Source organism: Microvirga sp. TS319 (assembly GCF_041276405.1).
Lineage (GTDB): Bacteria > Pseudomonadota > Alphaproteobacteria > Rhizobiales > Beijerinckiaceae > Microvirga.
On sequence record NZ_JBGGGT010000001.1, the window covers coordinates 1,747,016 to 1,766,576 of the forward strand.

General features: G+C 61.4%; 16 protein-coding genes. 7 read left to right on the top strand and 9 right to left on the bottom strand.

The genetic code is table 11. The features are described from left to right. The first annotated feature begins 192 nt into the window (after window positions 1-192). The 3 genes from AB8841_RS08000 to AB8841_RS08010 all read left to right on the top strand — a co-directional run bounded on the left by AB8841_RS08000 (window position 193) and on the right by AB8841_RS08010 (window position 1,418). On the top strand, window positions 193-516 hold the full coding sequence (locus tag AB8841_RS08000) for an ArsR/SmtB family transcription factor (RefSeq protein ID WP_370435576.1): 324 nt from the start codon (window positions 193-195) through the stop codon (window positions 514-516). Then, window positions 513-944 carry an SRPBCC domain-containing protein gene (locus AB8841_RS08005; RefSeq protein ID WP_370435249.1) on the top strand — a complete coding sequence of 144 codons (432 nt, stop codon included), beginning with the start codon at window positions 513-515 and terminating at the stop codon, window positions 942-944. Before AB8841_RS08000 ends, AB8841_RS08005 begins: the two co-directional genes overlap by 4 nt. 237 nt (window positions 945-1,181) lie before the next feature. Continuing rightward, entirely contained in the window at window positions 1,182-1,418 is a 237-nt protein-coding gene (locus tag AB8841_RS08010; protein WP_370435250.1) for a hypothetical protein, read from the top strand. A 159-nt stretch (window positions 1,419-1,577) separates the two neighbouring features. On the opposite strand, the gene AB8841_RS08015 is transcribed toward AB8841_RS08010, so the two are convergent. The 4 genes from AB8841_RS08015 to AB8841_RS08030 all read right to left on the bottom strand — a co-directional run bounded on the left by AB8841_RS08015 (window position 1,578) and on the right by AB8841_RS08030 (window position 7,370). Next, window positions 1,578-3,395 (bottom strand): ABC transporter ATP-binding protein, encoded by a 1,818-nt coding sequence (locus AB8841_RS08015; RefSeq protein ID WP_370435251.1) that lies wholly within the window; start codon window positions 3,393-3,395, stop codon window positions 1,578-1,580. Window positions 3,396-3,895: 500 nt separating this feature from the next. Then, entirely contained in the window at window positions 3,896-4,651 is a 756-nt protein-coding gene (locus AB8841_RS08020) for a sulfite exporter TauE/SafE family protein (protein ID WP_370435252.1), read from the bottom strand. Between the two features lie 143 nt (window positions 4,652-4,794). Continuing rightward, window positions 4,795-6,042: an MFS transporter gene (locus tag AB8841_RS08025; RefSeq protein WP_370435253.1), complete on the bottom strand. Its 1,248-nt coding sequence runs from the start codon at window positions 6,040-6,042 to the stop codon at window positions 4,795-4,797. An 8-nt stretch (window positions 6,043-6,050) separates the two neighbouring features. Continuing rightward, the gene (locus AB8841_RS08030) at window positions 6,051-7,370 is read right to left on the bottom strand and encodes a tetratricopeptide repeat protein (protein ID WP_370435254.1); all 1,320 of its coding nucleotides are present in this window, start codon (window positions 7,368-7,370) and stop codon (window positions 6,051-6,053) included. Between the two features lie 129 nt (window positions 7,371-7,499). Here AB8841_RS08030 and AB8841_RS08035 point away from each other — a divergent pair, with 129 nt between their 5' ends. Continuing rightward, complete coding sequence (locus tag AB8841_RS08035) at window positions 7,500-8,417, top strand: helix-turn-helix transcriptional regulator (RefSeq protein WP_370435255.1); 918 nt, start codon at window positions 7,500-7,502, stop codon at window positions 8,415-8,417. A 23-nt stretch (window positions 8,418-8,440) separates the two neighbouring features. Here the strand turns inward: AB8841_RS08035 and AB8841_RS08040 are convergent, their stop codons facing one another. The 5 genes from AB8841_RS08040 to AB8841_RS08060 all read right to left on the bottom strand — a co-directional run bounded on the left by AB8841_RS08040 (window position 8,441) and on the right by AB8841_RS08060 (window position 13,870). After that, window positions 8,441-8,878 (bottom strand): EamA family transporter, encoded by a 438-nt coding sequence (locus AB8841_RS08040; protein WP_370435256.1) that lies wholly within the window; start codon window positions 8,876-8,878, stop codon window positions 8,441-8,443. Between the two features lie 922 nt (window positions 8,879-9,800). After that, a complete protein-coding gene (locus tag AB8841_RS08045) occupies window positions 9,801-10,577 on the bottom strand; it encodes an ABC transporter ATP-binding protein (RefSeq protein WP_370435257.1) in 777 nt (258 codons plus the stop codon). Then, the gene (locus AB8841_RS08050) at window positions 10,574-11,635 is read right to left on the bottom strand and encodes a FecCD family ABC transporter permease (protein ID WP_370435258.1); all 1,062 of its coding nucleotides are present in this window, start codon (window positions 11,633-11,635) and stop codon (window positions 10,574-10,576) included. Before AB8841_RS08050 ends, AB8841_RS08045 begins: the two co-directional genes overlap by 4 nt. Before the next feature lie 57 nt (window positions 11,636-11,692). Further along, window positions 11,693-12,853, bottom strand: a complete 1,161-nt coding sequence (locus AB8841_RS08055; protein ID WP_370435259.1) for an ABC transporter substrate-binding protein — start codon at window positions 12,851-12,853, stop codon at window positions 11,693-11,695. A 228-nt stretch (window positions 12,854-13,081) separates the two neighbouring features. Next, complete coding sequence (locus AB8841_RS08060) at window positions 13,082-13,870, bottom strand: class I SAM-dependent methyltransferase (RefSeq protein ID WP_370435260.1); 789 nt, start codon at window positions 13,868-13,870, stop codon at window positions 13,082-13,084. Window positions 13,871-14,936: 1,066 nt separating this feature from the next. On the opposite strand from AB8841_RS08060, the gene AB8841_RS08065 reads away from it, so the two are divergent. The 3 genes from AB8841_RS08065 (at window position 14,937) to cyoB (ending at window position 19,558) form a co-directional block, all read left to right on the top strand. Further along, window positions 14,937-16,280: an MFS transporter gene (locus AB8841_RS08065; protein ID WP_370435261.1), complete on the top strand. Its 1,344-nt coding sequence runs from the start codon at window positions 14,937-14,939 to the stop codon at window positions 16,278-16,280. Between the two features lie 126 nt (window positions 16,281-16,406). Continuing rightward, on the top strand, window positions 16,407-17,537 hold the full coding sequence (gene cyoA, locus AB8841_RS08070; protein WP_370435577.1) for a ubiquinol oxidase subunit II: 1,131 nt from the start codon (window positions 16,407-16,409) through the stop codon (window positions 17,535-17,537). Window positions 17,538-17,554: 17 nt separating this feature from the next. Continuing rightward, window positions 17,555-19,558 (top strand): cytochrome o ubiquinol oxidase subunit I, encoded by a 2,004-nt coding sequence (gene cyoB, locus AB8841_RS08075; RefSeq protein ID WP_370435262.1) that lies wholly within the window; start codon window positions 17,555-17,557, stop codon window positions 19,556-19,558. The last annotated feature ends 3 nt before the right edge of the window (window positions 19,559-19,561 follow it).

The window sequence follows — 19,561 nt, forward strand, 5'->3', positions numbered from 1 at the left end:
GGAAGCGGATTTGCCCTTTTGGGATTGCATCCGATGCTCCCTTCTTGGACAGAGCGGATCGATCTTGCAAAGAACCGGAGCCGCTTTCTCGCACGATGCGCGAGTTGCACTGTTCCATGGCCCTCCCTGCTTGACTCATACATAACTCTATGGTTATTGATTAGATCAATAGCCCACGAGTTATGTATCGTGATGTCACAGGCCCATGACATACTTTTTAGAACGCTCTCCGATCCGACGCGGCGCGCCATTTTCGAGCGCCTGTGTCGCGAGGGCGAGCAGACGGTCACAGCACTGACGGCTCGGGCCAGAGTCTCGCAGCCTGCCGTGTCGAAACATCTCGGCATCCTGAAGGAGGCCGGGCTGGTCCGCGACCGACATGAAGGTCGCCAGACGCACTACAGCGCGCAGCCCGGCGCCCTGGCTCCGCTGATCGACTGGACGGGTCAGATGGCAGGCTTCTGGGAAAAGCGGTTCGATGACCTAGAGGACCTGCTTAAAAGGATGGATCAATGAACGACGCATCGGCCGCCACGCACTCCGTCATCGTCGAACGCGAGATGGATCATCCGCCGGAGAGGATCTGGCGCGCACTCACCCAGCCGCATTTGATCGCGGAGTGGCTGATGAAGAATGACTTCGCACCGATCGTCGGACATCGCTTCAATCTTCGCGGGGACTGGGGCGGCGTTCTGGATTGCGAGGTCCTCGTGGTCGAGCCGACCAGAGTGCTGTCCTACACTTGGAATTTCACGCACGACGATCCGGCCTTTGATATGAAAAGCGTGGTGACATTCACCCTCATTCCCACGAACAGGGGAACTCATCTGCGCATGGAGCAGTCGGGTTTTCGGCCGGAACAGAAGCAGGCCTATGGTGGCGCCAAGACCGGTTGGCGGCAATTTTTCGAAAAGCTGGAGCAGGTCTTGTCACGATCTGATTGAGGCCCATCGGAGCAGCCCAATGCGAGGCCCTAAGTTTCAAATGGAATAGCACGAATACGATTCATGGAGGAATATCGATGAGTATCAAATTGACCAGTGTGCATGTGGACAATCAGGAGAAGGCTCTGCGCTTCTACACAGACGTCCGGCACGCTGATAGGCCAGACATCCAGCCGAGTTTGTGCTCCCCAAAGAGACTCTGAATTCCGTCAAGGCTTGCTTCAAAAGGAATTAACAATGAATTCGAACATGTGGATTCGGCAGGCTCACCGCTGGCTGTCGGCTGCCTTCACCGCAACCGTCATCGCCAATTTCGTCGCGATGGGGCTGGGCGAACCGTCCCCGTGGGTGGTGTACTCACCATTACCTCCGCTCTTTCTATTGATGTTTACTGGTCTATACATGTTCGCGCTGCCCTATGCCACTCAGCGGCGCCGAGCGCGACCGGCGTGCGGCCGGGAAGGCGTAAACTAGAGTATCGTGCGAAGAAGTGGGAACCGATTTTTGCGTGAAACGATGCTCATGCGCATAGACTGACAGCATCGGACGTGGGTTCGATCTCACGTCCGATGCTGTAGATCGCCCTTATTCGGACGACATGGCCCCCCTGCAGCTCCGCTGTGCGGCCCCACTTCATTCCGCCGCGAGCTCTGCCGGCTTGCCACCTGCGAAATCCAGCCCCTGATGTTCGCACAGGCGACGGTAGAGGCCGCCTCTGCGATAGAGGCTGTCGTGGTTGCCCTCCTCCACGATCCGCCCCTTCTCGAACACGAGAATCCGGTCGAGACTCCGTACGGTGGACAGTCGGTGCGCAATGACAATGGAGGTACGCCCAACCATCAACCGCTCCATTGCCTGCTGGATCTGCACCTCCAGCTCCGAGTCGAGCGCCGAGGTCGCCTCGTCCAGGATGAGGATGGGCGCGTCGGCGAGGAACGCGCGCGCGATGGCTACGCGCTGGCGCTCGCCGCCCGAGAGCTTGATCCCACGCTCGCCGACAAGCGTCGCATAGCCCTTCGGAAGGCTGGTGATGAAATCATGCGCGTTGGCAAGCCGAGCCGCGCGCTCGATGTCCTCCATGCGCGCTCCGGGCCTGGCATAGGCGATGTTCTCCGCAAGCGTGCGATGGAACAGGATCGGCTCCTGCTGGACGATTGCGATCTGCGAACGCAGGGACGCTTGGTGCATATCGGCGATATTCCGCCCATCAATGAGGATCTCGCCATTATTCACATCATAGAGGCGCTGGATCAGCTTGACGAGCGTGGTCTTGCCGGAGCCGGACGGCCCTACAAGCCCCACACGCTCGCCAGCGCGAATGGTCAACGACAGGTCCCTGTAGAGGGGCGTATCGTGGCCTGCATAATGGAAGGTGACGTGCTTGAACTCCACCTCCCCGTGCTTGATGCGGATTGCGCGAGCACTGGGACGGTCGAGCACGCCGATTTTTTCGCCCGTAATCGCAACAAGCTCCTCCATGTCGTTCACGGAACGGCGCAGATTATTGATGTGCATACCCACATCGCGCAGGTAGCCGTGGATCACGAAGTAGGTGGTCAGCACATAAGCAAGATCCCCCGGTGTGGCGCGATTGTCCCACCATAGCCAAATGGCCGTGCCGATGATGGCGACCCGGATGCCGAGCAGTGCGATGAACTGCACTGTGCCGCTATTCGTACCCCGCTGCCAGACGCGGCGGGTGCGACTCTGCCACTTGCCGACGACACGCGTGAGGCGCGCATCCTCCCGGGCCTCGGCACCGAAGGCTTTCACCACTGGATTGCAGCTCAGCGCATCCGCCAGCGTCCCGCCCATGCGCGTGTCCCAGTCGTTCGCGAGCCGCGCGGCCGGAGCCACATAGCGCGTGGCGAGCAACCCTGTCATCGCGATATAGGCCAGCGAACTCACACCGACGACGAGGCCCATGATGGGCCAGCGCAGACCAAGCACGATCATGGAGCCTGCAAGCACGGTGAGCGAGGGCAACAGCGCCAGAAGAAGCGTGTCATGCATGAGGTCGAGCGCCCACATGCCACGCGTGATCTTGCGCACGGTCGAGCCCGCGAAGCTGTTGGCATGCCAATCCGTAGAGAAGCGCTGCACGCGCGCGAAAGCGTCCTGCGCCACGCGTCCCATAATGCGTAGGGTCAGCTCCACAATGCCGTAGAACGACAGATGCCGCATCACGATCATGACGAAGCCGAGGCCTGTCATGATCGCGAAGGCGCCTAGCGCTGCGGTCAAAGCTTCCTCGCGGTTGCCGCTGCTTTCTGCAAGGGCATCCACCAGACGGCCCGCGAAAACAGGCATAAACACGTCCGCGAGGGTGGACATCATGATCGTGCCGACAACGAGCGCCACGTAGCGCGGCTCGTCCCGCCAGTGCCGGAAGGTGAATCTCAATACATCGCGGGTCGCATCCCCGCGTTTGGTCTGCTTCGTCATGGGCATGAACAGGCTGCGCCGAGACGCACCTCTCCTGAAAACGTGCACGAGCAGCACAAAAGGCTCCAACGGATGCCCGAGAGCTGCCCGATATTCGGTGAAAATGGGGATGAACTTATGCGTGCGGGATCAGATGTCCCGCGGAACCGGACCTAGCGTCCGGACGCGGGAGGAATGTTCAGCAAGCGTTTCACAGCCATGCAGCCCTCCCTCTCAAAGATAAGTCTGTTCGAACAATAGTTCAGTTGCGTCAACTTGGCAACTCCACGATTGTTTCAACCGTGCTGCAGCGAATTATGGGTTAGCGCATCGAACGCAAAAGCGGGTATCGGTTTTGCGTGGAAAGATGCTCAAAAACATAGACTTAGAGCATCGAACCCAAAAGTGGCTTCCACTTTTGGGTTCGATGCTTCCCTATAGAACAGCGCATCGGATGTGGGTTCGATTTCACACCCGATGCTGTCGTCTACGGAAAGGTCGGTTGCCGAACCGGGCTGCCCTGGACCTCATGCTAAAAGGATCGACTTCAGGATGAGTTCGGCCCCGAGAAGCAGCAGGCAAGCGAGAAACCACCGCCGGAATCTCTCCGGGCTCACCCTTAGCCTCACGATCTGTCCCAACCACATCCCGAGGAGCGCGGGCGCGATCGCCAGGGAGGATAGGGCCAAACCGTCGAAGTGGAACGCCCCACGCCATGCCAGTCCTGCGGCAAGAGCCATCGTCGATACCGTAAAGGAGAACCCTAGGCCCTGAATCAGGTCATCTTTGCTCAGCCGAAGGGCTTGAAGATAAGGAACAGCCGGGATGACAAAAACGCCTGTGCCTCCGGTAATGACGCCCGTCGTCAAACCGACCAGGGGCGACAACCACGTCTCGAAGCGGGCCGGTACAGAGAGCTGCCGAGCCGCCAGGGTAAAACCGGCATAGGCCATCAGGATCGCCCCAAGGCCCGCGGTCGTCCATTGCGTCTGTCCGCTTATCAGAACGGAGGATCCCACCAGCGTGCCGAGCGCGATCCCGAGCATCATGAGCCACAGCCGCCGGACAAGCGCGGCAAAGCTCGGACCACAGACCAATTGCCATACGTTTGTGACGAAGGACGGAATGATCAGCAGCGCCGCCGCGGCGACTGGTGACATGATTGCCCCCAGCACCCCCATGGCCACCGTCGGCAGACCCATGCCGGTTACGCCCTTGACGAAACCGGCAAGGAGAAAGGTCAGGCCGATCGCGAGAATGTGCCACACAGAAATATCGAACATGGCCCATTGGCCCATGGGTCGGCGAGCAGCGCAATGCGGATGTTTCATAGCCAGCCTTCGGCTATACCGAAGGCTGGAGTGAGGATTTATTCGATCAGCGGCTGGCGCCCAGGGCCTCCGGAGACGAAATTGTCAGGGGTAGTTCATAACCCTGAGACGCCGCGTATCTTACTCGACCGCTCGCCCGGTGGGGACGACGCCATGGTAACGAGGGCCGCGAGCGCAACCGTAAGGGGAACAAACGATACCCAGAGCACCATGTCCCAGCCGTAGGTGGTCAGCAGGCTGCCGGACGAGAACGAGCCGACCGCCATCGTGCCGAACACCAGGAAGTCGTTCAGGGACTGCACCCTCGTCCGCTCTTCGGGGCGATGGCATTCCAGCACGAGCGCCGAGGCGCCGACGAAGCCGAAGTTCCAGCCGAGCCCGAGCAGGATCAGGGTCAGCCAGAAATGCGCCACGTCCGCGCCGGTCAGTCCGATGGCGGCGGAAGCGGCGGTCAAGGCCAGGCCGGCAGCCACCACGCGGTGCGCGCCGAAGCGCGTGATTAGCCGTCCGGTAAAGAACCCTGGGGCGTACATCGCGATGATGTGCCATTGCAGGCCGACGTTGGATGTCTCCTGCGACAGCCGGCACAGGCGCATCGCCAAAGGTGCGGCCGTCATGATGAAGTTCATGAGCGTGTAGGAGACGACCCCGCAGATCACGGCGATGATGAAGCGGGGCTGCCGCACGATGGTCCCGAGCGAACGGCCGCCGGCCACCTCCGCCTCTGTCGGCATCGGAACCCGGACACCGAGCAGGACGAGGGCGGACACGGCGGCAACAATCGCTTGCGCCAGATACGTCGCCCCGAACAGGTAGGGCTGCCACAGGTCCATGGTGTAGGTCACGAGCTGTGGCCCGATCACCCCTGCGAATACCCCGCCGGCCATGACCGTGGACAGAGCTCGCGGGCGACGCGCTGCCGGGACGCAATCGGCTGCGGCGAAGCGGAACGAGAGGACGACGGCGGCATAGGCCCCGCCGAAGAACATCGCCACGCAGAACAGCCAGAACGAACCCCGCACGACCGCAAGGGAAGCCAGCAGTCCGACGAGCACACCGGATCCCGTTCCCGTCAGGAACGCGGCGCGGCGGCCGTGTCGCCGGGCGATGGCCCCGGCCGGCAGGGTGCAGGCCGCCATGCCGACCACGAAAATCGAGATCGGCAGCGTGGCCAGCGCCTTGCTGGGAGCCAGCATGTTGCCGACGATGGCGCCGGTTGCGTACACCACCGCCGAGTTGGCTCCTCCAAGCGCCTGCGCAATCGCCAGCCGCCAGACATCGGCATTCCCGGAGCGGACCGCGGATACGACCCCGGTCACGGCATTGGCGTTGATCTGTGACATGAGGTTCCTCAGGCTCCGAGCATGCCGTGCCAGCGCGCGTCGCGCGACGATGGGCGGCAATGGAGGCGGCGGTCGAGCAGTTCACCGGCCTTCATGGCCTCGCCGCTGCGCATCAGGGCCAGCAGCAGCATGTCCTCGACCATCTCGCGCTGGGCGCCGCTGCCGCCGATGCGCACGACCTCGGCCGCGACCGGCTCCAGAACACGGGCGCAGGCCGCATAATCCTCCTCCGCGAAGGAAAGTGCCGCGCGGCAGATCGCCGGCACCACCGGACCGGCGGGCAAGGCTCCCACCTCGATCAGCTCCATCAAGTTCTTAACGCGCTCCTCGACGGTGATCTTGTCGCCGGTGGCCGCTGCGATGAGTGCCATATGGACGTCGGCGAAGGCAAAGCCGGCTTTCTGGAAGTAGCTTCCCGAATAGGTGGCAGCGTCCTCCCACAGCCCCATAGGCACGGTATGGCCATAGGCCTTGAGCCGCCACAGGAAGGAGGCCGTATCGCTGACCACGTTGATCGGCATGCCGGCCGTTACCGACGGCTGGATGTAATCCGCGTAGATCGCGAGCGCCTGATCGGGATCGCCGCGCTCGAGGGCTCCGAGGGCCGAGTGCCAGGCGATGTGGCCATGCAGGATGCCGACGCGGTCGTAGCCTGGCAGCCAGTCTGCGATCAGCGCCTCCGCCTCATCGTGCGCGCCGCTCTCGTACATGGCGTGCGAGAGCGCATGGGCCGCGTTCGCATTCTTTCTCCGCAGGTCGAAGCCGCGCTGCGTGAGGGCACGGCCATGCGCGACGTTGCCGTTCTCCGCATGAGACCAGCCCCGGTAGGTCAGGAACCACCAGTCGTCGGCGTCGAAGTGCCGAGCGTGGCGCTCGCAGAGATCGACCCGCGCCTGATCGTGGTCCGCCATCCCGGAGAAGGCGAAGAGCCCGAAGGCCCCGAGAGGGAGAGAGAGGATCAGGACGTCCCGCGGCCAGATGTCCGCATGCGCGAGCGCCCGCTCCAGCGCCTTGGCGGAGTTGCCGTTGATGGCCACCGACAGGATCGCCACATGGCTGCGCTCCCGCTCGGTCCCGCGCCGGGCGACGATCTCTTCCGCCGTCGCGATCCGCGCCTTGGCCTTGGCCAGCTCGGCCCGGATGGCGTGCAGGCGGGCGCGCGCCGCATGGGCGAGCGCGAAGTCCGGATCGGCCGCGATGGCCTCGTCCAGGGCCTCCGCAGCGCCGGGCCAAGCCGAGAGGAGCAGGGCGACGCCCTCCCTGTAGCGGTCGGCCGCGCGGTCGGACATGGTCGAGAGGTGCAGGCCACGGCTGTCGCGGCGGGGCATGGCAGGTTCCTCGGACTGAGATCGGGTGCGCATCGGCGCGTGGTTGGACCGTGTATACTCGACCGCTGATCGTCCGTCTTTTGACAGGCTGCCAGATGATGTAGAATAACCGCCAATCTGGAGGCCGCTATGGCATGGGAGACCATTGAGGCGCCACCCGGCGTGGCCCCACCCCGACCGATGACCGTGCGTGCGCAGTCGATCCCGGCGCGGCACTCCTTTCCCGAGCATGCGCATCATTGGAACCAGATGGCCTACGCGATCTCCGGCGTGCTGACGGTGGCGGTCGAGGGACACTCCTTCGTGATCTCGCCGGAGCAGGCCGTCTGGTTGCCGACCGGCCTGCGCCACCGGGTCGGATCCCTGCTCGGGGCGGAGTTTCGCTCCCTCTGGATTGCCGATAAGGCCGGGCATGGCCTTCCGACGGCTCCGACCGTGTTCGGCGTCACGCCGCTCCTGAAGGAACTCATCGTCGAGGCCACCGCAATCGAAGGAGAGGAGGATCGTGACGGCTATGCCGGCCGTGTGACGGACCTGATCCTCGACCAGCTCCGGCGCGCGCAGCCCCTCCCTGGTGCGCTCGCATGGCCCCGCGCGGGATCGCCCCTGATGACGCTGTGCGAGGCGATCTACGCGGATCCCGCCGACCGCCGCGGGCCGAGGACGTGGGGCGCGGCACTCGGGATGTCGGAGCGGACGCTCGCCCGCCGCTTCGAGGCGGAGGTGGGCATGAGCCTGCGGACGTGGCGACGCCGCCTGCGGCTGTTCAAGTCGATCGAGCTCATGGGTGGCGGTCTGGATGTGACCCGCACGGCCATGGAACTCGGCTACGGCTCGACATCGGCTTTCGTCTACGCGTTCCGGACCGAGATGGGATGCAGCCCCCAGGCCTACATGCGCCGTGATCGAGCAGATCGATCAATGCGCAACCCCGATAAACTCTCTCGGCTCAATGGAGCATCGCCGCTCAATGAGGTGAACCGACGGCGATGCGGAACTTCTCTCTGCTGTTCCGCAGCACGAGGACCATGGAGAGCAGGCGGCTGAACGGGTCGCGGGACCTATTGCCGTCAGCCTTTGTAGGCGACGAGGACTGCGCCAGCGGCGATGAAAGCGACTCCGATCCAGTTGGGCAGCAAGAGCCGCTCGCCCAGGAAGGCGGCGCCAAAGACGGCAACCAGAACGACACTCAGTTTGTCCAATGGAGCCACGCGCGCGGCATCGCCGAGCTTGAGAGCGCGGAAATAGCAGATCCACGATGCTCCGGTCGCCAGCCCGGAGAGCACAAGGAAGAGATAGCTGCGGCCCGACACCGATCCGAGCGGCTGCCACTGCCCCGTTCCGATCAGGATTGCCGCGAGAACACAGAGGATCACGCATGTGCGGATGAAGGTCGCAAAATCGGAATTGACGCTCTCGATCCCGATCTTGGCGAAGACGGCAGTCAGTGCTGCGAAGGCCGCCGAGAGCAGCGCCCAGAACTGCCATGACAGAAAGATCGGTCTCATGATGCAACCTCGTACGGGTGAACGGCGGATCCTGTATTGCTTGGCATTCGCTTTTCTGGGACCCACGAATTGGCCTCATAGCTCACCGCGCACGATGAGGACCATGACGTATGAATGAGAAACGTGGAGGAGATTAGAAACACTTCAATTAAAGGCAGTTTAGAGACCTTCTAAGTGGATGATTTCATTGGCTTATTCCTTGACATTCATAACGTCATCGGCTGTCCTGAAACAGACACCGTGCCCATCACGGACCTGATGCCCGTCAATGCGAGAGAGCCCATGGACAGGAATGAACATGCGCCCCGGCCGAAAATCACAGACGTCTGCACGGATCAGGCTGAGATCCTTGCTCTCACAATCACGCGCTTTATCGCGGCCGGCTACATGACACAAGATGTTGCCTGCTGGGACGCGGGCCATCAATGCGCCGAAGACGCTCTCGGCTATGTGGATGGCCCGCGGCTCGTTGCTGCGATGGCGGGCGTTGTTCGGGCACTGCGTGCCGAATGGCAACGGCCCTGGCAATTCATGCCTGCAAGCTGTTGTCGCATCACTCAGGACGAGATGAGCCTCCTGAGAGCTCTCGCTCAGGCCAGGGGCCCCGTTCCAGCTCCTCCTGCACCCACGACGGAGGACCTTGCGAAACAGGCCGATGCTCCACGTTTGGCGGCTGCCTTGAAGGCTGCTGCCGGAACTCTCGCGAGCCTTGGACCGCCGCTGGCGCCACCTGTCTCTCGGCGAACCATGCCGACCATTCTGCACTGAACGACGCCCATTGCGATGCTCCCTTCTTGGAAGCAGCGCATCGTTCTTGCGAGAACCGGGTCCACCTGTCCGCACGATGGGCTGGGTGACGATCGTCTGACTACAATGGGTATGCGGACATCGCCCACAGTGCCCTCAGCCGGACCCTGGTTCCCTAAGAACGGCGCAGATAGGCATCGACCATGAGCGTACCGGTCGATGCGCGTTCCACATGGATACCGACGCCGTAGGCCGTCTCGATGGCTTCTCCGGACAGGACCTCGTCCGGAGGGCCGTCAGCCGCGATCTGACCGGCCTTCAGCAGCATGAAGCGTTTGGCGAAGCGGCTGGCAAGACCAAGATCATGCAATGCGACCAGCGTCACGATGCCCCGGCTTTCCGTCACTCGCTGCACGAGTTCCATCACCTCGAGCTGCCGCCTCAGATCGAGCGCGCTCGTAGGCTCGTCGAGCAGCAGAATCTGCGGATCCTGCACCAAGGCTTGAGCCACTCCGGCCAGCTGTTGCTGCCCACCCGACAGGTCCGTCACCGGCCGGTCGGACAGCATTCCGATTCCGAGTTGATCGAGAACCTCCTCGACGCGCATGAGATCGGAGGCGGACGCACGCCCTCCCCGACCGCTCTTACGGGCGAGAAGCACCACGTCGAAGACGCTGAGCGCAGCCCGCATGCCCACATGCTGAGACAGGAAGAATACGGCCTCGTGGCGCCCGGCACTGCTGAGGCGAAGTAGATCAATGTCGTCCAGGACGATCGAACCCGTCCGGGGCTTGAGCAAGCCGGCAATCAGGCGAAACAGGGATGACTTGCCAACCCCGTTCGGTCCGACGACGGCTGTGATCTCGCCCCTGCGGATATCCGCTGCCTCGATGGATTCAAACAGGGGCAGATGCCGGTAGCCGAAGCTCAAGTCTCTGATTGTCAGACTCATCGCCAGCTCTCCCGACGCACGGACAGGATCAGGCTCAGGAAGAACGGCACGCCTACCAGTGCCGTGATGATGCCGATAGGATAGATCACACCAGGCGTAATGCCCTTGGACAGCGTTGAGGCGACCGAGAGGATGATGGCCCCAGACGCGGCGGAAACAGGCAGGAAGTAGCGCTGGTCTTCTCCCACGAGCATCCGGGCGATGTGAGGCCCGACAAGGCCGATGAAGCCGATGGTTCCTACGAAGGCCACAGCCGTCGAGGCCAGGATAGAGATGCAGGCGAGCATTTCGAGCCGCAGACGCGCGACGGGGACACCCAGGCTCGAGGCCCGCTCGTCTCCCATGGTCAGTGCCGTGAGCATCCAGCTGCGTTTCATGCAGATCGGAATCACGAGCGCCAGGAGGACGATGCAGACGGCGATCTTGGTCCAGGTTGCGCGGGCGAGGCTGCCCATCATCCAGAATATGATCTGCTGGAGCTGCGTTTCGGAGGATTGATACTGAATGAAGGCGAGGAGCGCGTTGAAGGTGAAGAACATCGCGATTCCCACCAGGACGAACGTTTCGATCGTAACGCCACGCATGCGCGTAAAGAGAAACAGGATCACAGAGGTCGCAAGAGCGAACAGGAAGGCGTTTGCGGTCACCAAAAAAGCACCTGCAAAGGGAACGAGGCTGACGCCAACCGCAATGGCTAGCGCCGCCCCGAAGCTGGCCGCCGACGAGATGCCGAGAGTGAACGGATCTGCGAGAGGATTGTTCAGGATCGTCTGCATCTGGGCTCCCGCTATGCCCAGCATGGCACCGACAAGGATCGCCATGATGGCCACCGGCAGGCGCACGTTCCACACGATGACGTCGAGCTTGTCCCCATAGGAGCCGGGATCGAGGATCGTGCCCGCGACTTCCCTCAGCGAGAAATTGCCCGGGCCGACGGACACATCGATGATCAGTGCCAAGGCCAGGAGAGCGATGGCTCCTGCCACATAGGCCAAGCGTTGCAGCGTGCGGCGATGATAGCGCGCCCCTGCTCCCGTGCCGACGCTCAACTCAATCATGAGAAATGCTCTTTTCAAAAGAAGACGGTGTGGGTCCGTGGCCCCACACCGTCAGTGCTACTTCAGCTCGGTCCAGAAAATTCCAGTCAGCGGAATCGGCAGGAACTTGTCGTGCAGCTCCTGGAACGTCGCCTGGGGATCGAGATTCTCGAATTTGTCCGGATGGATCCACTTCGCCAGAGCCTGGATGGCGACGAAGTGGTACGGGCTCTGATAGAATTGATGGTAAATCGCCATCACCTTCTTGCTCTTCACGGCGGAAAGCTCGGCAAAGCCCGGACGCTGAACGAGACCTCGGATCTGCTCCTGAGCCTTCTGGGGTTGGGCCTCATAACCAAGCCAGACGGCCTTGTTGCCGGGATTGGACTTCGACCAGTTCGCACCGGTCATCAGCAGATAGGTCGGGTCCTCGACGATGATCTTCTCCGGATTGACTATGCCGCTTGCGCCGGAGAAGAATTTGGAACCCCAGTTCAGGCCGCCCGCTTCCGAGACGAATTCGCCGAAATTGAAATTACCGAAGGAGCGGCAGCAGGTGTCCGGCTCCAGGCCTGCGGCCTGCTCGGCGAAGACGAGAGGTCGCTCGTTCTGCTTCAGGCGGTTCGTGACGTTGTAGATGCGGCGCATCTGCTGAGTGTAGTAATCGACGAATTCCTGTGCCTGATCCTGGCGGTCAAAGACACGGCCCAGGAGCAGCATACTGGGAACGGCATTCTGTGTCGGCCGTTCGCGGAAGTCGATGAAGATGGTCGGAATGCCAGCCTTCTCAAGATTGTCGAGAATGCCCGTCTCCTTGGCCTTATCGTAGAAGCCGAGTGACAGGACGATGAGATCGGCATCAAGCGCGACCGCCTTTTCGACGCTGAAATCGCTGGACGCGAGGGCACTGACGAGGGTCACGCTCTTCGCATCCGGCACATTCGCCAGATACTGGTTCCAGGTATCGGGATCGAATTTCGGAAGATCGTCGCCGATGGCCGCCAGCTGCGCGAAGGGATGTTCCTTATTGAGCACGACCGTTGCGTAGAACAAGCGTCCTTCGCCGAGAATCGCGCGCTGAACTCCCTTCTTCACCGTGACCGTGCGACCTGCCAGGTCGGTTACTTTGATCATCGTATCGGCGGCCCGACCGGGGCTTGCCAGCCCCAAGGTCAGTAACACGAGTGCTACGGCCAGGATCGCATGCTGGATGAGTCTGGACGGGAATGCGTGTGGCATCTGTGTGTATCCTCAATCGAAGGGTTCAAGGCCCTTGGTTGAATGAAATCCCGAGGCCCGCGTTACTGCATCGGGTGTGGAATCGACCCCGCTTCCGATGCTGTCAGTCTATGGTCTCGAGCATCTTTTCACGCAAAACCGGTTCCCACTTTTGCGTTCGAAGCTCTCCTTGCTTGAGCATCTTTCCACGCAAAACCGGTTCCCACTTTTGCGTTCGAAGCTCTAGCTTCAGGGTTTGCGGGCCTGGATCGCATAGCGGTCCTGGCTTGCCCGTTCGAGTTGTTGGCGCAGGGGCATGTTACGCCACTGGCCACGATGGATCGTCGACAGGTTCCGGTCGATGACCACATCCCGGAACCCCGTCGCCTGCAGGAGATCGACAATCCGATCCGCGCGAGCCCCTGCCGAAAAGTAAACCTGCCTGAGGATACGGTTGTGCGTTTCCATATCCATTCCGGGCCGCGAGGGACCCGGCGAAATCTTGGCCACCAGCTTGGCAATGGAACGCAGAGCACGAGCTTTGAAGGTTCTCGGCGCACCCGTATCAGCATCGACGATGAGAAGGGTTCCACCCGGCTTCAAGACGCGGAACCATTCCGCGAAGGCCTCCGGCGGATTGACGAGGGTCCAGACCAGGTGGCGTGTTACCACCGCGTCATATGCTTCATCCGCCTCCAAGGTCTGCTCGGCGTCGCCGGCGATGAAGCGGATCCTTGCCTTGCGCTGACCTGCCTTGGCGCGGGCCCTGGCCAGCATGGCGTCGGAAAAGTCGAGGCCGGTCACCTCAAAGCCGAGATCGTGAAGAAGGTGCGAGATCACGCCCGTGCCACTGGCAAGGTCCAGAACGGGCCTGCCCGCTCCTTCACCGAGATGCCGCCGGAACAGCGCAAGCCAGCCGTTGCGCTCCTCTTCGTTGAAGATCTCATGCCCGGGCGAGAGATCGAACGTTTCCGAGCGCCTGCTCCAATAGTCACGGATATCGTCCTTGAGGGACCAATTGAGAGAGGCTTTGTCCATCGAAAGGTTCTATGTCGCGTTTGCGTATGCAGTTACGTAACAGGCCCTCCCAAAGATGTCACTATGTAAATCGAAATTTATACATTGCGATACTGGATTATAATTATTCTAATTACAGCTTTGTCTCACTTTAGAGCCGTTCTATTGTGCAAACCTAAGTATTTGCGCGCCACACGGGATCTGCTCTCGAACCAGCTGCGACATGGAACTAAGCATCCGTCTTGCGACCAAGGTTCATTTCACAGCCGACCTCCCAGAGATGACGCGCCTGGCTCGACAGCAGGCGGGAATTTCATGAGCCTGCTTGCACAGGGGGAACCGGGGGGTGCATACCGGTCGTATCACCGCCCGAGCAGGACCTGGAGGCACCCGTGGCTGAGAGAGACATGCGCTCCCGCCTGCATGGCTGAGGAGTGTCGTCATGAACGACCTCCAACGAGAATACCAAGCCTGATCGAAGCTGGTCGGCATCTTGCGGCAGGCGAGCCGCGCATTGCCGAGCAACTCGCCCCGATCCGTCAGAAAGGCCAAGCTTTAGGAGCAGGCACATGGACACATGTCGTATCCTGCGCCATGCCGGTAACATGCATGAATCCATGCGCCACCAGACGGGAGCCTGCCTGGAGGAGCGCATCGGTTGATCGGACCCGAAGGGCTGCTCGATGCGCTCATGGCGCGAATACAGGAAGGAAACAGGACCGGGTACGGTCATCCTGACACGAGAGCGTCGAAGCGGAAGAGGACGCCACCTCCCACGTCAAACTCCTTTCCTCATGTCAGGCCCATATGGCCTTGGAGCGCAATCCGCAGGGACCGTATCCCATTGCTATGCTTGCGCTTACCCATCCAGTCCGCTCCTGTTCCGACACTCGAAGGAGCTATCGCAGACCAAAATGCTCAGGGTCCGGCTTGCTGAACCGACCGCCGGCCCTAGAACCTGCGGTTAACTTTACCCTGAATTACGGCAGCGATGCCTCAGGTCGAGTAACTGAAGGACAGGTCGTCATAGGCCTGAACCGGATCTACCGACGAGGTTGACCTATTCGCACTGGAGGCTATCGCCCAGATGACGATGGATCAGGTCCAAGGATCTCAGCCCACCTCCACTCCCCTCGAGCGGGACGCCCGCCTGGTGTCCACCGATCACAGGGTTGCGCCGAGTGAGATCGCGATTGGCGTCGTCATCGGCCGAGCCGCGGAATATTTCGACTTTTTTGTTTTCGCGATTGCTTCCGTGGTGGTGTTTCCCAAGGTGTTCTTTCCCTTTGCGGAACCCGTGACGGCGACGCTCTACGCCTTTGCCATGTTCTCGCTGGCTTTTATCGCCCGGCCAATCGGTTCGATCATCTTCACCGCGGTCGACCGCCGGTACGGCCGTGGCGTTAAACTCACCATCGCGCTCTTCCTGCTCGGCTTCTCCACCATGGCGATCTCCTTCCTGCCCGGCTACGCGCAGATTGGGGCCTGGTCCCTGTACCTCCTCGGCATTCTCCGGATCGGCCAAGGACTCGCGCAGGGCGGTGCTTGGGACGGCCTCGCTTCGCTTCTCGCGCTCAATGCGCCCGTTGAGCGACGCGGCTTCTACACGTCCATCCCACAACTCGGCGCCCCGCTGGGTTTCATGGTCGCCAGCACGCTGTTCTCGTTCTTCATGCTCAACCTGACAGAGGCCGATTTTCTGGATTGGGGCTGGCGCTATCCCTTCTTCTGCGCGTTCACCATCAACGTCGTGGCCATATTCGCGCGGCTGCGGCTGGTGGCCACTGAAGAGTTTTCACGCCTTCTCGAACAGCGGCGGCTCGACCCCTCGCCCATCATTCCACTGTTCCGGACCCACGCGCGCGTCCTTGTTGTCGGCGCATTGATCCCATTGGCGAGCTTTGCCCTGTTTCACCTCGTCACGGTGTTTCCCATCAGCTGGATCACGCTGTTCACCCAACGTTCGGCAGGCGAGTTTCTGATGGTTCAATGCTCCGGCGCCTTTATCTGCGCTGGCGCGGTTGTGGCCTCGGGCCTCATCGCCGACCAGATCGGCCGCCGGAGGCTCCTTCTGATCTCGGCCGGCCTCATCGCTGTCTTCGCCATCTGCAGCATCATCGCTCCCCTGGTGGTCGAGGAGAATGCGATCGGACAGACGATCTACGTCAATGCGGGTTTCACTCTGCTCGGCCTGTCCTACGGACAATCCTCCGGCGCGGTAACGTCGCAACTTGGTCGACGCTACCGCTACACTGGCGCAGCGCTCACCAACGACCTCGCCTGGCTGCTCGGGGCAGGCTTTGCACCACTGATCGTTTTGTTCCTGTCAGCCCGTTACGGACTTGCCTGCGTGGGTCTGTATCTGCTGTCGGGGGCAGTCACGACCCTCGTGGCGCTTAGCCTGTCTCGCTCAGAAATCCGGCAGGTTTGAACCATGCGGAAGTCGTTGCATCCATTTCGTAACAACGCGTCTCACCATCCAGGCGGATCCCTGAAGCGTAAAGTCCTAAGAGGCTTGGTTCTCCTCACCACTTCGGCGCTGCTCGCCGGCTGCAACATGGTTGTCATGAATCCGTCTGGCGACGTCGCGGTCCAGCAGCGCAATCTCATCATTGCATCGACTGCCTTGATGTTGCTCGTCATCCTGCCGGTGATCGCGCTGACCTTCATCTTCGCCTGGCGCTATCGGGCATCGAACCCCGACTCGACCTACGATCCCGATTTTCACCACTCGACCCAGCTCGAGGTGATCATCTGGACAGTGCCCCTGCTCATCATCATTGCATTGGGGGCCATGGCTTGGATCGGCACGCACACGCTCGATCCCTTCAGACCGCTCACCCGGCTCGCACCCAACAAGCCTGTACCTGCCGACGTGAAACCCCTGACGGTCCAGGTCGTCGCGCTCGACTGGAAATGGCTGTTCATTTATCCCGAATTCGGGATCGCGAGCCTGAACGAGATGGCAGCACCGGCGAACGTGCCGGTCACGTTCAAGATCACGTCCTCGTCCGTATGGAATACGTTCTACGTTCCCGCTCTGGCAGGCATGATCTATGCCATGCCAGGCATGGAAACGAATCTCCACGCCGTCATGAACCACGAGGGCGAGTTCAGCGGACAATCCGCCCATTATAGCGGATCGGGCTTCTCCCGCATGAATTTCGGCTACCTCAGCCTCAGCCAGCACGGCTTCGAGGATTGGGTCGCGAAGGTGAGGTCGACTGGTACTCCCCTCGACCGCGAGGCCTATCTTAAGCTCGAAAAGCCGAGCGAAGCGGAGCCGGTCCGCTATTTCGCGTCGGTGGAGAACGGCCTCTATGATGCCGTTCTCGGCTTATGCGTCAGGCCGGGTCAGATGTGCGTCACCGAAATGCACCACATCGACAGGACGGGTGGCGCAGCCGACGAGAGCGAAGCGAACCGAGCGCGTCTCGACTATGACAACCGCCGCCTGGAAAGTGGCGACGAACCATCCGGAGCGACGTTTCCCGCCTCGGGCCGCCCGCCCCAGGGCTCGGTCCAGCCGCAGGGCATGATGCCACGGGATCAAGATTTGACTCGCGGCGGCGTCAACACTCCCAAGACCGAACCCGACCAGGGACAGGGCAACGCCCTCCCGGGCGCGAACAGGGAGCCTGCGCCCGCCCAGTTGAACAACCGGCCGACCGATAGCCACGAGCACTGATTGGAACGAGCATCCGCATGTTCTCGAACCTCGATCTCAAACAATTCATCTTCGGGCGCCTGACGCTCGAAGCCATTCCCTACCATGAGCCCATCCTGCTCGGGACCTTCGCTGTCGTGGCCCTGGGCGGATTAGTTCTTATCGGAGCCATCACGTGGTATGGCAAGTGGGGCTATCTGTGGCGCGAATGGTTCACGAGCGTCGATCACAAGAAGATCGGCATCATGTACGTCATCCTCGCCATCGTGATGCTGCTGCGCGGTTTCGCCGACGCGGTCATGATGATCACCCAGAAGGCACTTTCGGTCGGCGCAAACGAGGGCTACCTGCCGCCGCACCATTACGATCAGGTCTTCAGCGCCCACGGCATGATCATGATCTTCTTCATGGCCATGCCGTTCGTCACCGGCATCATGAACTACATCATGCCGCTGCAGATCGGCGCACGGGACGTCGCCTTTCCGTTTCTGAACAATTTCAGCTTCTGGATGACGGCGGGTGGCGCAGCGCTCACCATGCTGTCCTTGTTCGTCGGTGAATTCTCGCGGGCCACCTGGCTCGCCTATCCCCCATTGTCAGGGGCGGCATACAGCCCCGGGGTCGGCGTCGACTACTACATCTGGGGACTTCAGATCGCAGGCGTCGGCACGACGCTGTCGGGCATCAACCTGATCGCCACGATCGTCAAGATGCGTGCCCCGGGCATGACGATGATGAAGCTGCCTGTCTTCTGCTGGACGACGCTCGCCAGTAACGCCATCATCGTGACGATCTTCCCGGTTCTCACCGTGACCTTGGTGCTCCTGTCGCTCGACCGCTACGTCGGAACGCATTTCTTCACGAACGATTACGGCGGAAACCCGATGCTGTACATGAACCTCATCTGGATCTGGGGTCATCCGGAGGTTTACGTTCTCGTTCTGCCCGCCTTCGGCATCTTCTCGGAAGTCACATCGACCTTCTGCAGCAAGCGGCTGTTCGGCTACACGTCGATGGTCTACGCCACGATGGTGATTGCCCTCGTGTCCTGGCTCGTCTGGCTGCACCATTTCTTCACCATGGGAGCAGGCCCTAACGTCAACGCCTTTTTCGGCATCGCGACGATGATCATCTCGATCCCAACGGGCGCGAAAGTGTTCAACTGGCTGTTCACCATGTACCGAGGAAAGATCCGGTTCGAGACTCCTTTCATCTGGGTGGTGGGCTTCATCCCGACCTTCGTGATCGGTGGGCTGACCGGCGTGCTGCTCGCGGTGCCGCCCGCCGACTTCGTGGTGCACAACAGCCTGTTCCTGGTCGCCCACTTCCACAACGTCATCATCGGCGGCGTGGTGTTTGGGCTCCTGGCAGGCGTCCAGTACTGGTTTCCCAAGGCGTTCGGCTACAAGCTCGACCCGTTCTGGGGCAAGGCGTCGTTCTGGTGCTGGCTGGTCGGCTTCTGGACCGTATTCGCACCGCTCTACATCCTGGGCCTCATGGGCGTGACACGCAGGACGCAGCATTTCGAGGACCCGGCCGTGCAGCCGTACCTGACGATCGCCGCAATCGGCGTCTTCATCATCATGGCCGGCATCGTGGCGTTCCTGATCCAGCTCTTCGTCAGCTATCTCAGACGCGAGCAGCTACGCGATCTGACAGGCGACCCGTGGGACGGGCGAACCCTCGAATGGTCGACATCCTCTCCGCCCCCACCCTATAACTTCGCGTTCACGCCGGTGGTCCACGACCTCGATGCGTGGTGGGACATGAAGAAACGCGGCTACGACCATCCATTGGAGGGCTTCAAGCCGATCCACATGCCCAAGAACACCGGCGCAGGGGTTATCCTGGCCGGGCTCAGCACCGTGCTCGGCTTCGCTCTGATCTGGTACATCTGGTGGCTCGCAGCCCTGTCTTTCGTGGCTCTCATCGCGACCGCCATCATCCATACATTCAATTACAACCGGGACTATTACGTCCCGGCGGAGGACGTCGTCCGGCTCGAAAGCCGAAGAATGGCGCAGCTCGCAGGAGAGGCCTGAGCC